Origin of the sequence: Deinococcus frigens DSM 12807 (assembly GCF_000701425.1) — a bacterium.
In the GTDB taxonomy this organism is placed as follows: Bacteria; Deinococcota; Deinococci; order Deinococcales; family Deinococcaceae; genus Deinococcus; species Deinococcus frigens.
In genome coordinates this window covers 44023-57290 of record NZ_JNIW01000010.1, presented here as the reverse complement: position 1 = coordinate 57290, position 13268 = coordinate 44023, and the positions used below count along the sequence as shown (strand labels likewise).

Below are 13268 nucleotides of genomic sequence, written 5' to 3'. Positions count from 1 at the left end.
GCGGGGCGCAGAACTGCAAGGGGAGACCAGCTCTGAGCAAACAAGCTCCATGCAGGCCAGTTCTGGGCGGAGTCTGACCGTTCCCGCTTTATTTGTCGTCGGGCAGGTCCACCAGGGTCAGGCCGGGCAGATAGCTGCCAGGTTGCAGCGGAGCCGACTCGCCGCTGCGGCGCAGGCGCAGGCCGTTTGGGACCTCTACCAGCAGGATGCGGGGACTGCTGACGGTCACCCTGAGGCCCTCTAGGGCGGGCGCGCCGAAGACCATGCCCAGGTCGCTGGGACCCGGCGGCAGGGTGACGGTGTGCTGGCCATAGGGTCCGGCGGCGCGCACACTGGCCGCGTCCTGGTGCAGGGTTTCGTGATGCACGGCTTCATGATGCAGGGTGAGGGGCTGGCCCAGCCCGGCCAGGGTGCCCAGCGCGGGTTGCGGAGCGCGGCCAGCGCGGCCCACCGCGACGCCCAGCAGCGTGCCGGGCCGCACCACGTCCCCGGCCACGATCAGCCGCGCGCCCTGGCTGACCTCTAGATCGGCGGGCACCCGCAGGATGCGCAGGCCGTCGCGGTGTTGCTCGGCGCGCAGGCCGCTCAGGTGCGGCACGCGCGCCAGTTGCCCCAGATCGAAGGGACCGCCCAGCGGGATCGGCACCGGGGTCACCTCGCCGCCCGCCGCCACCAGCGACAGCAGGCGGCCCCCGCTGTACTCGATGCCCTCCACCGCAGGCGGCTCGACCCGCAGTGCGGTCTGCATGCTCAGCGCGGGCCTCGGGCTGACGCTCGCCGCCGCCGATCCGCGCAGGAGCCGCCGCCCGCTGCCCGCCGCGCCGCTCTGCCCGCCCCCCCCACGCCTGCGCCGGGCCAGGAGCCAGAACACCGCGCCGCCGATCAGTGCCAGCAGCACCAGCGCCCGCAACCACTCCAGCCCGGCGATCAGGGTGGCCCAGCGGCCCACCCGGTCCTGCCGCTCCTGATCCTGCTGAGCCTGGACCGGTGACTGCGGCTCCTCTGGATTGGTCTGAGCTGTGGGTGCGGCAGCATCCGGCGCACGGCCCCCCGTATGGCACACAACGGCGGGCAGGGCCACCTCCACGCCGCCGGGCAGGGCCAGCAGCGGCGTGACTGTCTGACCCGGCCTCAGGGCAGCGTTGATGAACCGAACGGTAAATTCCCGCGATCCAGGCAGGCGCGAGATCACGGCCCGCAGCCCCGGCGGTAGGCCGTCCACCCTCAGGCCCTCCAGCTTCACGCCAGGGTCGGCCCGGTAGCGCAGCGCGGTTTCCTCGCCCTGGGCCAGCGCCCGGTCTGCACCGGGGTTGAGCAGCGTCAGGGGCGGCGTGGTGTTCAGGCGCAGCAGGACCTGCTGGGGCTTGGGGGCCACGCTGCCGGGCGTCGGCCCGCTCCCTGATGGAGAGGTATCGCCGGGCGCGCAGAGCAGCGCCGCCGCGCCGTAGGGGAGGTTGCCGCGTGCCGTCAGCCCCGCCCTGCCATTCTTGACCACGTCCGGGACCAACCGGAGGCCCAGATTGTCGGGGGCCGCCAGCCGGACCGGCGTGCCATCGGCGAAGGGCACCGGGACCGCCGTCAGATCGGTGACCCGCCGCAGCCCGCTGCTCAGGCCAGGGCCACCCAGCCGGGGCAGCTGACCCAGCGGCACGGTCTGGCCGTCGGCGTAGTCGCTGGCGCTGAGCGCGCGGCGGGCGTCGGCGGGAATCCCGGTGCCCAGCGCCAGGTAGTGCAGGCGGTCAAAGGGACCGCGCTCCGCGAAGGCTGCCAGTGCCTGGGCCGCCGTGAAGGGCCGCAGGTCGTCATTGTCAATGCCGTCGGTCAGCACGTACACGGTGGTCACGTACTCACTGCGGCCCGTCAGCGGTTCCAGGGCCGCGCGCAGGCTGCGGTACAGGTAGGTGTTGCTGCCGTCGGCCCTCAGCCGCTCCAGCGCGGCATTCCACTGCGGCGTTCCGGCGGGGCGGTCAAAGCCCCGGCGCGTTTGCAGGCCCGCGTCAAAGGTCAGCAGTTCCACCCGGTCCGGCTGCGCCTGCCGCACGTGGCGGTTTAACTCGGCCCGCACCCGCCCGAAGATGTCGGCCCGCCCGTCTCCGATGCCGCGCATGCTGCCGCTGGTGTCCAGTACGAACACCGCCCGCGTGCGCGTGGGCAGCGGGCCGGTGGGCAGGGCGCAGGCAGTGGGCGGTGCGGGCGGTGGTGGATTCGGAGTCGCTTCAGCCGCCGTACCGGAGGCGGCCACGCTGAGACCCAGTGCGAGAAGGAGGACGGTGACGGGCTGCATCTGGCCCCCATTGTGCCCCGACACGGGCCGTGGGGGGCCGCGCCGGTCTGTTCTGGGACAGGTCGGAAGCTGGAAAGTGAAGTTCAGGACGCCAGTTGCTCTTTCAGAAAGCCCATCAGCCCTTTGATGTGCTGGCGGTCAAAGCGGAAGTCCACGCCCGCCGCACGGTACAGCTCCGGCACGCCCGCCGCGTTGCCCAGGCGCAGGGCGGCCTTATAGCGCTCCAGCGCCCCTGCCGCGTCCTCCCTGGCCTCGCGCCAGATGCCCACCGCCGCCAGGGAGCACATGGCGTACTCGATGTAATAGAAGGGGGCCTGAAAAATATGGTAATACTGCCAGCCCTTGGCCCGGACGCCCTCGTCGATGCCGTCCCAGTCGAGAAACGGGTGGAAAGTCTGATCCAGTTCCAGCCACTTGGCGTCCAGCTCGGCGATGCCCACATCCTGCGGTGCATCGGCGTACAGCCAGTGCTGGAAGGTGTCCATCTGCGCCGCCCACGGCAAAAAGGCCACCACGCCCTGAAGCTGGCTGCGGCGGTAGCGGGCCAGTTCCTCAGCGTCAAACACGTGGCCCAGGTGGTCCAGGGTCAGGAATTCCATGGCCATGCTGGGAATTTCCACGAATTCGATGGGACTCCAGCGGTTCCAGACCAGCGGCTGCGCGTCGCCGCTGTAAAAGCCGTGGAAGGCGTGCCCGACCTCATGGAACAGCACCTGGAGGTCGTGCGCCGTGCCCACCACGTTCATCAGCACGAAGGGTTCGTTGTGGACCGGGAAGTACTGGCAGTAGGCGTGCGTCATCTTGCAAGGGCGCGATTCCAGGTCCAGCAGGCCGCCCGCGCGCATCTGCCCGAAGCGGGCGGCCAGATCGGCGTCCACCCCCGCAAAGGCCGTCTGTGCCAGTTCCTGCAACTCCTCGCCCGTCATGAACGGCCTGAGCGCCTCGCGGCCCGAGGGGTCCAGCAGGTTGCTGCGGGTGTAGTCCCAGGGGCGAATGCTCTGTAGCCCCAGCTCGCGCGCGATGCTCTCCATCAGCTCGGCGGCCAGCGGCACCACCTCCTCGCGCACCGCGTCGTGGAAGGCGCGGCAGTCGGCGGGGGTGTAATCCACGCGGTCCAGTTGCTTCCAGCGGAAGTTGCGGTAATTGCCTTCGTCGGCGTTGAGTGCCAGTTGCTGGCGGGTGTGGATCAGGTCCAGCATCACGGCGTCCAGCTCGGGGGCCACGGCCATGTTGCTGACCGTCAGCGCCCACCACGCATCCTCGCGCACGGCCCGGTCCGGGCTATCCAGGCGCTGTTTAGCCTGCGGGATGGTCAGGTCCTGGCCGTCCAGCATGACCTGCTGATTCCCCGTGATCACCGAGTGGCGGTTCTGCTGCTGCTGGTGCGTCACCTCCAGTTCCACGTTGGCCTCGCGGAATAGCGCGGCGGCGTCGCGGAACCGGCGGTAGTTCAGCGCGAAATCCGGTGCGGGCGCAAAGTCCGGCACGGCCAGCAACTGCTCGGTCAGCGCCTGCCCGGTGCGGCTGGCCGGGGGCATCACCTCGGCCACGAAGGTCTGGTAGCGCCCCTGCACGGCCTCGTCGTCGGTGTGGAGGTCCGCGTGGGTGGACAGCTTGGCCCCGGCCTCGTCCAGTTCGGCGTCCAGCGCGCTCCAGCGTTCCAGCCAGGCCGGGACATCCTTCGCCGTCAGTTTGGCCTCCAGCAGCGCCTCGTAGCGCGGGCGGTACATCTCCCAGCCTGCGGCAACTTCGGAAACCTGCAACTTGTTCTCAACCTGATCCAGTGATGCGGTCATGTTGTGAATTCTAGCGTGTGGCAGGCGTCAAATCGCCGTCCGAATGGCTGAGCGGCTGGCCGTCTGCCAGGGCACCATTACCGTCGTCACTCCGAGGCGTCGGCCCCGCGTTTGCCCGGCCCGCCCTGGCCCTCCGATTCGGAGGCGCGGCGCAACTCGCCTGCTGGAACATTCGTCAGCATGCCCTGATCGCTGTAGACATCCACGGTTCCAGTCAGCGGGTGCAGTTTGGTGACCTTGCCGCACGCGCCGCTGCCGGTGTGGCAGACCTTGGCGTTCTTGCGCGGCAGATCGCGCAGCAGGTCCTGGTACTGGCTGTGCTCGAATTGCAGGCAGCACAGTAGCCGCCCACACGGCCCCGACAGCTTTTCTGGATTCAGTGGAAGCTGCTGATCGCGCGCCATGCGGATGCTGACCGGCGCGAAGTCCTGAAGGTGGTTGGACGAGCAGTTCTCGCGCCCGCATGCGCCCAGCGCGCCGATCATCTGCGCCTGCTCGCGCGGGCCGATGGCCGCGAAGTTGACGCGGGCGGATGTCCGTTCGCGCACTTCGCCGATCAGGCCCGTCAGCTCGATGCGCTCGTCGGCGCTGTAGCTGACCGTGACCAGGCTCTCGTCCAGCGTGAATTCCACCGCCACCAGTTTGACCGCCAGCCCGCGCTCGCGCGCCCGCGCCCGCAGCAGCCATTTCAGGTCCTCGCCGGTGCGGTGCAGCTCGTCCCAGCGCGTCAGGTCTCCCGGCGTGGCCGCGCGCAGCACCGCGCCGTAGCGCTCGGTGTTCTTGGCCTGTCCCGGCCCGCCGCGCACGGTGGCCACCTCCGGCCCGCGTTTGCCCTGCACCACCACCCGCGTGCCCACGGCAAAGGTGTCTTCACTGAGCATGGGGTGAAGGCGGGGGCTGCGCTCGAAGCGGACGGGAAGGACGACCATTGGCCGCAGCATGCCACGCCGGGCGGCGGGGCGTCGGGAGTTGAGGCACAAATCTGAGCGCGGGAGAAGGCTGGGCGCGGAGGAAATCATTGTCCGGCCCACCCTCTGTGCACGGATTCCGTCTGGGTTTCTGGCCTGCCCGGTGGCCCGCTCACCCTGGTGCCCCCTAATCCAGTCGGTGGCCGCGCTGGTACTGCGGCACCATCTCCAGCGCCACATCCAGACGCTTGGCGGCGTGCTGGGACCAGTGGGGATCGCCCAGGAAGGGGCGGGCCAGGGCGATCAGATCGGCGTCGCCGTTTTGCAGGATGCGCTCGGCCTGCTCCGGGGACTCGATCATGCCCACGGCCATCACGTCCAGACCGGACACCGCCGTCTTGACCGCCGACGCGAAGGGCACCTGGTAGCCGGGGCCGGGGGTGATCTGCTGCTCGGTGGTCAGGCCGCCGCTGCTGACGTCCAGCACGTCCACGCCCTCGCGGCTCAGCAGGCCCGCGAGCTGCACGGTCTGCTTCAGATCCCAGCCGCCCTCGGCCCAGTCGGTGGCGCTGAGGCGCACGAACAGCGGTTTGTGCATGGGCCAGCCGCCGCGCACGGACCGCACCACGTCCAGCACGAAACGCGTGCGGTTTTCAAAGGAACCGCCGTACCCGTCGGTCCGCGAGTTGGACAGCGGCGACAGGAACTGGTGCAGCAGGTAGCCGTGCGCCGCGTGGACCTCGATCACGTCGAAACCCGCCATCTCGGCGCGCTGGGCGGCGGCCACAAAGTCCTGGGTCACGCGCCCGATGTCGGCCACCGTCATGGCGCTGGGCGTGGGAAAGCTGGGCGCGAAGGGCTGCGTATCCGGCCCGATCACCCCCCAGCCGCCGTACTCGTGCGCCACCACGCCCTTGCCGCGCCACGGGGCGTAGGTGCTGGCCTTGCGCCCGGCGTGCGCCAGTTGCGTGCCCACCAGCCCGCCGTGCGCGTGGATAAAGTCGGTCACGCGGCCCAGCGGCACAATGTGATCGTCGGACCACAGGCCCAGGTCCTCGGGGCTGATGCGGCCCTCCATCGATACGGCGGCGGCCTCGGTGAAGATCAGACCCGCCCCCGCCAGCGCAAACTGGCCCAGGTGAACCAGGTGAAAATCGTTGGCCAGACCGCTTTGCGCGCTGTACATGCACATGGGCGAGACCACGATCCGGTTGGGCAGCGTGAGGCGCTGAAGCTTGAGCGGCTGAAACAGCTTGGGTGAGGCGTCGGGCATGCGGTCAATCTAGAGGCGCGGCGCGGCCTGCGCCAGATGGCCGATGCTTAGCCTCCGCCCATGCTTCAGAGTGGTGAAAATGCAGATTCGGACGACGCTGAATGAAATCACGCCCGCCGCCCTGACCGGTTTTTTCGAGGGCTGGCCCAACCCGCCGATGCCGGAAACGCTGTGGCGCATCCTCTCCGGCTCGTCCCACATGGCCCTGGCCGTGGAGGACGGGCGGGTGATCGGCTTCACATACGCCATCAGCGACGGCGTGCTGAGCGCCTCCATTCCGCTGCTGGAGGTTCGGGCCGAGTGGCGGGGGGCCGGTGTGGCCTCGCAGTTGGTGGACAATCTGCTGGCGCAACTGGACGGCCTGTACATGATCGACACCGCCTGCGACGACGATCTGGTGCCGTTCTACGAACGCTTAGGCATGACGCGCGGCAACGCCATGATCCGCCGCGACTACGCCCGTCAGAACGGACGAGGGCAGTGAAAGTCTCCTGGCCTCACACCGGAGTGTAGGCAGGGCCGCTATCCTGCGGAGTCATGTTGAGCGTTCTCCCCGCCCTTACTCCATTCACCGTCCTGGCCCTCTATCAGTTCCGCGCCGTGCCGGACCCTGCTGCCCTGCGCGCCGAATTGCTGGAACGGGGTCAGGCTTCCAGGTTGTGCGGCACGCTGATCGTCGCCCCGGAAGGCATCAATGGCACGGTGGCCGGGTCATGCGCGGCAATTGACGGGCTGACCGCCTTCCTCCAATCAGCGGGTTTTAATCGGCTTGAAGCCAAGGAATCCAGCAGTTCCGAACAGCCGTTCAAACGTTTCAAAGTGCGCCTCAAGTCCGAGATCGTGACGCTGGGCCAGCCCGTCGAACCCACCTCCCAGGCCGGGCAGTACGTGGAGGCGGGCGACTGGAACGCCCTGATCGCTGACCCGGATGTGGTGGTGGTGGACACCCGCAACCGCTACGAGGTCAGCGCCGGAACCTTTGAGGGCGCGGTCAACCCCGAAATTGACAGCTTCCGCGAGTTCCCCGCGTGGTTGGACGCACACGCCGACGAGCTGGCGGGCAAACGCGTCGCCATGTTCTGCACGGGCGGCATCCGCTGCGAGAAAAGCACCAGCCTGCTGCGCGAGCGCGGATTTACAGATGTGCTGCATCTGCGCGGCGGCATCCTGAAATATCTGGAGGATGTTCCCGAAGAGAGCAGCCGCTGGCACGGCGAATGCTTTGTCTTTGATGGCCGCGTGACCGTGGGCCACGGCCTGCGCGAGGGCGGGTCCGCGATGTGCCACTCCTGCGGCTGGCCGCTGGGCGCGGATGAACGGGCGCACCCGGCCTACGAGGAAGGCGTGAGTTGCCCGCAGTGTGTGCAGGCGACGACGGAGGCCCAGAAGGCGGCGTTCAGGGATCGGCAGCGGATGTATGACGGGCTAAAACCAGTAGACAGATAAGACAGGTTTAGACTAAGCTAAACCCATGTTGCCTCTCGTTTACGTTCGCCATCCAGACAGATTGGCGGCGCGGCATCCCACTCTAATTAAGACGATGTTGGAAATGAATCGTGCTGGACACGCGCCAGCGGTGACAGAGTGCATCAGGATGTGCCGTGACTTACGCAACGAGGGCCGAGTCAGCCGCTATGCCAAGCCGCTCAAATATCTTCCTGGAGCCTGGGAACTCAAGCCCACCACCAGAGGCGGATTGAGGGGAGGAGCGCGGGTGTATTTTTTCTGGCTGACCGATGGACGACCTGTACTGGCCGCCGCAGAATACAAAGCCCCCGGAGCGTCGCCCAACGACAACCTGCTGGATGAACTACTTGAAATAGCCGAAGCCGTGAGAAAAGGAGTGTTGACCCCATGACCAGCCGAGCCAAAGAACGCGCCGCCCGTATGCAAGCCCTCTTGAATGACGATGGAACGATCACGCCCGCCGCCCAGCTTCCAGACGGCCTGCTGACCCAGGAAATCCAATTAGAAGCGGAGTATCTGGAAGCCCTAACCGCCGAGAGCGTAGGCGAGGGTCTGGGCGCAATTCGCCGTGAGAGTGGACTGACGGGCAGCGAGGCCGGGCAGAGACGGGGCCTGAGCAAAGGCCGCCTGTCACAACTCGAATCCGCCGCATCCAACCCGCAGCTTTCCACGATTACTGAGCAGGCTGCCGCATTGGATTACGACGTGACCATTGTGTTTACGCCACGGGAAAAGGGACGGCGAGAGGTGAAGGTTAAGGTGGGCCAGTAAGCGAATCTCACTCGAATCTCGATTTCACCTGTGATGTGCGCTGCCGGGGTTTTGGCTTGAGAATAAGGTCAACTTCACCAGGTTTTTTTGATTGGTCTCCATATAAACGTGTTTGCGTTTTCCCCAAAACGGGGCGCTTGACCTTCTTTATACTTTTCCCTGGAAAAGCTTCTTCTAAAGCCTTGATGGTAGATTCAAGAGTGAAAACACGCGCATCCGTGCGAACAACAACATGAGCGCGCTCATGCATTAGTTTTGCGGATTCGCCAAAAACCTTACTCAACAATTCTTGATATTGAATTTTATTATCGTAACGATCTTGATATTTACCGGCAGAATATTTTGGAAGCTCAGGTCCACCTAACATCCATCGCCTCAGCCATTGATCATAGTTATAATTTATGATTCCGTAATATGGAGGGGATGTAAGAAGTAAGTGAAATGGCCCTATTTCAGCAGTTTCTTTAAGTATAGATGTACTATCTCCATTTAAGGCCATTATTTTGGATTTATTTGAAAACAATCCATGCTTATAGCGCCATTCGATTTTTCGACGGAGAATAGCATAAGCATCTTTTTCAGCCGGATGCATATCCTTTGCTTTCCACCAGTTAATAGAATAGGCCGGGGCCATCGATTTGGTCTGCCTCATTTGATTTGAAAGACTATCTTCTACATTACCATGTAGATCTACAAGAATGATCGCCATTAAGGTACGATCAACGTGATCATCTTTCCATTTCAGTTCAGATCGAGCAATTAAAAGAAATCGAAGGACTTCATCACAGAAACACCATTTATAAAATTCAGGCATTTGCTGAAGTTTTGTGCCCTTACTTAATCTGTTAACTTCTTCAAGTCGTTCCAATAGCAGTAATTTATCGCACGGTTCAGTTTTGACTTTGGCATATACCCAGGCAACCGGATTTATTTCTACGCCTGCCGCATGCCTTTCAAGCATTTTTGCAGCAGCAAGTGTTGTTCCTCGCCCCATGAAAGGATCAAGGACGGCTTGTCCCGGCTTTGTATGTTGTTCAATAGAAGCCTGGGCGAATTCCAGCGGGAACATGGCATACCATGGGCCAAGTTTTACCCAACGCTGTAATTGTTTCCGCTGAAGCATAATTTCATGCAACATCTGACTCATATAGGTCTATCCAAATGTTCGCGAACGAGCTGTTCAAACATCCGGTCTCCCATCTGGACAGGAATAGCCGCATGTGCATGGGCAGCCAAAAGTGGCAGGACTGCATCGGGGTAGCGCATACTTATAAGGCCGTCGAGTAAATCTAATACGTCGGGCAATCTTGGGTACTGATCAGCGAGCGCCTGGGTACGATCCTCACAATGCTCTGAAGCCATAGGAACCATGCCAACGATCATCGCGCTATTCATAGTCTTATACAGGAAAGGACGCCCATAATATGAATGAATGCCGTGGATCGTTGATTCATCTCCCCTAGCAATATTTTGGCGAATATACTTATTATCCAGCAGCAGCACTTGGCCGGGCTGAATACGTCCTCTCAAGCGCTCAAGAGGATCAAGCTCATCGTCTGCCCAATCCATCTTTTTATCGTAGACATCTGGTTCACCAAAATTCATCTTACGAGATACCACATTTTTTCGCCGTGCCTCGTCGAGATGAAGCCAATGTTCAAAAAATTGACCAGTTTTTTCGATACCGATCACAAGCATGTCTTGTTTAACATGCTTTTGCGCGAGCTTGTTAAGGCGTTGCAGCTCTAATTTGATACGCTCACCAAACCACGCAGCATGTCCAAAAACGGCCAATGGCCCATCAAGAATAAAACCAGTATCTTTAAACGCTCCCCAATACTCTTTCTTTTCAATATATCTCAGATAGTTTAATAAGGTCAAATGTTCCATTAAGCTGCGAGTCTCACCAACACTTTCTCCATTAGGTGAATTATCGTAATATCGCTCGTGGATGCGAAGTTGATCAGTTGGATAAACTTTATATTTACCACAAGCACACACGCCAGAGGGAAGATTTGGTGTCTGGGTTTTGTCATCACAAATATCCATTAATGGACATGACAGGCGGTCAGAAGCAGGTTTTAGTGCAAGCACAGCAAGGTAAGTATCAAGGAGAGATTCGCCATCTTTAATAGGATTTCTTGTTCTTAGGAGTTCATGTAGCTCATACCGAAAAGAAGTACGAGCATCGGGTAAGCCCTTACGGAGAATATTCGATGTAGGCAGCACGCCAGTCATAGCGTATGCCTTCTCTATATCCGAGAAGGTTACAGGATTAATGCTCTCTGCACTCGTCTCTTTATAAAGCTTCTCCATATCAATCATGACAGTAGCAATACTCACAAAACCTGCACTTGCACCAGGATAACCATTAGTAACAGGCACAGGCCGATTAGAGCCGTCAATGGCAAAAACCTGCCCAGGCTTCCAATTCGCGCGCTCAACGTTAATAAGAGTTGGCGGTAGCACTACTTCATTTTCTCTTATTTCGCAATTAGCCAACATTTCCTTAATTAACTCATTCTCCGCAAAATCCATCAAAATGCCATGTTTGGCGAATTCACCATCATAGGGCATTACTCACCAGCCTCCTTACCGTCAGGAATGGAGAGTTGAAAGCGCTTTATCTGTACAGGGTTGATGTAAGGATTAGAAAGCGTTTTAACCCTCAGGAATCCACGGTCTTGCGCCCTGAGAATAGAATCCTCAAAGTTGGCGAAATCGTAGAACTTTTTCAACTCGCGAGTTTCGTCTGTATTGTTGAGATGCGCGATAAACCAGTTGGCAGTGTTTTTCAGAATATTTTTCTGTATAGAACTAACTTCTTGGGTAGCGTATATGAGTCCAATACGATATTTGCTTCCTTCTTTAGCAGTTCTGACCCATATATCACGCAGATCAGCATCACCACTACTTGGCAAAAGATTGTGAGCTTCTTCTACATAAATAAGGATGTCTGTTGGATGTTTTCCCGACGTAAACACTCTTTGATTGCCATAAAAAATCGCTTGCACTATTCGCCGCGCAGCGGCATCATTGAGTGGAGGATCACCAGCACTTTGATCGACGATTACAAGTTTACCATCCTGTAACTCTTCATAAATCTCTTGAGCATAGTCGCGTGTATTCGTCGGCTCATGATTCTCCGAAAGTCTAGCAATTGCTTTTATACCATTAGGATAGCGGAAAATCTCAAGGAGACGAGTCAAATTAGTATCCGCCCAATCTTCTCGCCCAGGCTTTTCCTTTACGTATTCAGCATTAAATGTACTGTAAGTATTGGCTTTATCACCGATAAATTCTCTTAGGGCCGCGAATGCTATCTGAAGCTGAGGCCAACTAAGTACACTTCCAGGCGCTGTCGATAAAATATTTGCCGCCCTCTCGTAAGAAGTATTACCTGATTTTTGCATGTATTCAATGAGCTTTTTGTTGAATAGACCAGTAAGAACAGCACCTGTCGGATTCTCAAGCGATTTGGGAGCAGCTAAACCAGCACTTCTGAGTAATGTCCTATAAACAAGAATGTTTCTCCGATATCGCGTCTGAGCGCTTCGTGAACGGATGTCTAATGGTACAGACAAATCTACTTCGAGAAAATTCTTAACATACAAAGAGGTGTATTCTGAAAGAATCTTTTCGAGAATTATTCTACCCGCCATGAGCATGTCTAAGTCTTCAGAAGTTTTCTCAAAATCATTCCAATCTCTTACGTCATTTCCAAAAGCATTAACTTGCAACAAACGCCGTCTTGGATCAGTATCAGGGCGAGTGAGTCCATAGGTGACAACATCGTCGATATTTCCATCGTGTTCTAAGTAAACATTCTTAAGTGCGTTTTCGGCAGCTCGCCCACTCCCTTGAGTATTTTCATTAGCATATTCACCGTTATAATCCATAATCAACTGCCCGACACGTACAGAGTTATTTGCATCAAGACGAAGACGATAAATAGCACGCGCAATGATTTTTGTCGTATTTGATTTACCAGTTCGACTCATTCCAAATAATGCCGTGCGCTGCGCCAGAAGATCAATAGGAGCGATTGAAACAGCTACGGTATCTACACCCTGCATTGTCCTATTAGAACTAGCATATCGAACATTTCCAATTTCAACAGAAAAATCTTGAAGCGGATGTTCGGGCGATAACGCAGTATCTCGGAAATTAACGATAGTACTTAGCGCCGATTCAATCGGTTTGTAAACTTTCATACCACTATTTGGGTAAAAATTACTAATATCTGTTCCAAAACGCAGATCACAACCGCCACTGTCGTTCTCACCAAGATAAAAAGTGCCAACAATTTCACAGTTCAAGCCTGCATAACTTAGTTCATTGCGAGTGTAACCGTCCATGACCTGCTGAGTATCCCAGTGATACTCACGCCCAGTCGCTCGCCTCGCTGCCTCAGCCCGAACGATGGTATCCATGTTATCGCTCGGCAATGGCGCAGCTCCAAGAACGCGCAACAGGATGACCGAGCTTGCCTCATCTTTCGGATCGAACATTTGACCTGGGGTAAGCCGAGAGGCGATCAAATATCCCAGGTGGGGGATGCCTCCGACAGTGCGACGCAAGTGGTCATGGATTAACACGGTGATATTGCGGTAATCCATCTTCAATGTTTCGCCAACGTACTGCCCCTCCTGAAGAAGATGGGCGAGTGGTGCGATGGAGACCTTCTGCGCTTCTGCCTGCTTCTCGGATCGTTTTTGCTCATAGCCAGCCATGGGAGATGTTTTAGTCATTCTGGAACCCCTAATGTG

The 13268-nt window shown here is 59.1% G+C and carries 11 protein-coding genes; 4 read left to right on the top strand and 7 right to left on the bottom strand.

Annotated elements, in window-relative coordinates; genetic code table 11:
• Positions 1-88 precede the first annotated feature (88 nt).
• The 4 genes from Q322_RS0105555 to Q322_RS0105540 form a co-directional block, all read right to left on the bottom strand.
• Positions 89-2284: a vWA domain-containing protein gene (locus Q322_RS0105555; RefSeq protein ID WP_029476736.1), complete on the bottom strand. Its 2196-nt coding sequence runs from the start codon at positions 2282-2284 to the stop codon at positions 89-91.
• Between the two features lie 83 nt (positions 2285-2367).
• Entirely contained in the window at positions 2368-4080 is a 1713-nt protein-coding gene (locus Q322_RS0105550; RefSeq protein WP_029476733.1) for a M3 family oligoendopeptidase, read from the bottom strand.
• 86 nt (positions 4081-4166) lie between these two features.
• Entirely contained in the window at positions 4167-5009 is an 843-nt protein-coding gene (locus tag Q322_RS0105545) for a PSP1 domain-containing protein (protein WP_034417725.1), read from the bottom strand.
• Between the two features lie 166 nt (positions 5010-5175).
• Positions 5176-6261 carry an NADH:flavin oxidoreductase/NADH oxidase gene (locus tag Q322_RS0105540; protein WP_029476729.1) on the bottom strand — a complete coding sequence of 362 codons (1086 nt, stop codon included), beginning with the start codon at positions 6259-6261 and terminating at the stop codon, positions 5176-5178.
• Between the two features lie 79 nt (positions 6262-6340).
• On the opposite strand from Q322_RS0105540, the gene Q322_RS0105535 reads away from it, so the two are divergent.
• From Q322_RS0105535 to Q322_RS0105525, 4 genes are read left to right on the top strand one after another with little or no spacing between them, the layout of a single operon-like run.
• The gene (locus Q322_RS0105535; RefSeq protein WP_029476727.1) at positions 6341-6745 is read left to right on the top strand and encodes a GNAT family N-acetyltransferase; all 405 of its coding nucleotides are present in this window, start codon (positions 6341-6343) and stop codon (positions 6743-6745) included.
• A 53-nt stretch (positions 6746-6798) separates the two neighbouring features.
• Complete coding sequence (trhO, locus tag Q322_RS0105530) at positions 6799-7707, top strand: oxygen-dependent tRNA uridine(34) hydroxylase TrhO (protein ID WP_029476726.1); 909 nt, start codon at positions 6799-6801, stop codon at positions 7705-7707.
• A 25-nt stretch (positions 7708-7732) separates the two neighbouring features.
• Positions 7733-8119 (top strand): hypothetical protein, encoded by a 387-nt coding sequence (locus Q322_RS23120; protein ID WP_156952901.1) that lies wholly within the window; start codon positions 7733-7735, stop codon positions 8117-8119.
• Positions 8116-8499 (top strand): helix-turn-helix domain-containing protein, encoded by a 384-nt coding sequence (locus Q322_RS0105525; protein ID WP_029476725.1) that lies wholly within the window; start codon positions 8116-8118, stop codon positions 8497-8499. Before Q322_RS23120 ends, Q322_RS0105525 begins: the two co-directional genes overlap by 4 nt.
• A gap of 7 nt (positions 8500-8506) precedes the next feature.
• On the opposite strand, the gene Q322_RS22275 is transcribed toward Q322_RS0105525, so the two are convergent.
• The 3 genes from Q322_RS22275 to Q322_RS22270 are packed head-to-tail and all read right to left on the bottom strand — an operon-like array spanning position 8507 to position 13250.
• On the bottom strand, positions 8507-9646 hold the full coding sequence (locus tag Q322_RS22275; RefSeq protein ID WP_084147822.1) for a DNA methyltransferase: 1140 nt from the start codon (positions 9644-9646) through the stop codon (positions 8507-8509).
• Positions 9643-11076, bottom strand: coding sequence for a hypothetical protein (locus Q322_RS23115; protein WP_156952900.1), 1434 nt, complete (start codon positions 11074-11076; stop codon positions 9643-9645). The genes Q322_RS22275 and Q322_RS23115 overlap by 4 nt, the downstream gene beginning before the upstream one ends.
• Entirely contained in the window at positions 11076-13250 is a 2175-nt protein-coding gene (locus Q322_RS22270) for a helicase HerA domain-containing protein (RefSeq protein WP_084147821.1), read from the bottom strand. The genes Q322_RS23115 and Q322_RS22270 overlap by 1 nt, the downstream gene beginning before the upstream one ends.
• Positions 13251-13268: the final 18 nt, after the last annotated feature.

Coding starts and splice junctions, on each gene's coding strand:
- Q322_RS0105555 (WP_029476736.1), bottom strand. CDS start 2,284: ATGCAGCCCGTCACCGTCCTCCTTCTCGCACTGGGTCTCAGCGTGGCC.
- Q322_RS0105550 (WP_029476733.1), bottom strand. CDS start 4,080: ATGACCGCATCACTGGATCAGGTTGAGAACAAGTTGCAGGTTTCCGAA.
- Q322_RS0105545 (WP_034417725.1), bottom strand. CDS start 5,009: ATGGTCGTCCTTCCCGTCCGCTTCGAGCGCAGCCCCCGCCTTCACCCC.
- Q322_RS0105540 (WP_029476729.1), bottom strand. CDS start 6,261: ATGCCCGACGCCTCACCCAAGCTGTTTCAGCCGCTCAAGCTTCAGCGC.
- Q322_RS0105535 (WP_029476727.1), top strand. CDS start 6,341: ATGCAGATTCGGACGACGCTGAATGAAATCACGCCCGCCGCCCTGACC.
- trhO (WP_029476726.1), top strand. CDS start 6,799: ATGTTGAGCGTTCTCCCCGCCCTTACTCCATTCACCGTCCTGGCCCTC.
- Q322_RS23120 (WP_156952901.1), top strand. CDS start 7,733: ATGTTGCCTCTCGTTTACGTTCGCCATCCAGACAGATTGGCGGCGCGG.
- Q322_RS0105525 (WP_029476725.1), top strand. CDS start 8,116: ATGACCAGCCGAGCCAAAGAACGCGCCGCCCGTATGCAAGCCCTCTTG.
- Q322_RS22275 (WP_084147822.1), bottom strand. CDS start 9,646: ATGAGTCAGATGTTGCATGAAATTATGCTTCAGCGGAAACAATTACAG.
- Q322_RS23115 (WP_156952900.1), bottom strand. CDS start 11,076: ATGCCCTATGATGGTGAATTCGCCAAACATGGCATTTTGATGGATTTT.
- Q322_RS22270 (WP_084147821.1), bottom strand. CDS start 13,250: ATGACTAAAACATCTCCCATGGCTGGCTATGAGCAAAAACGATCCGAG.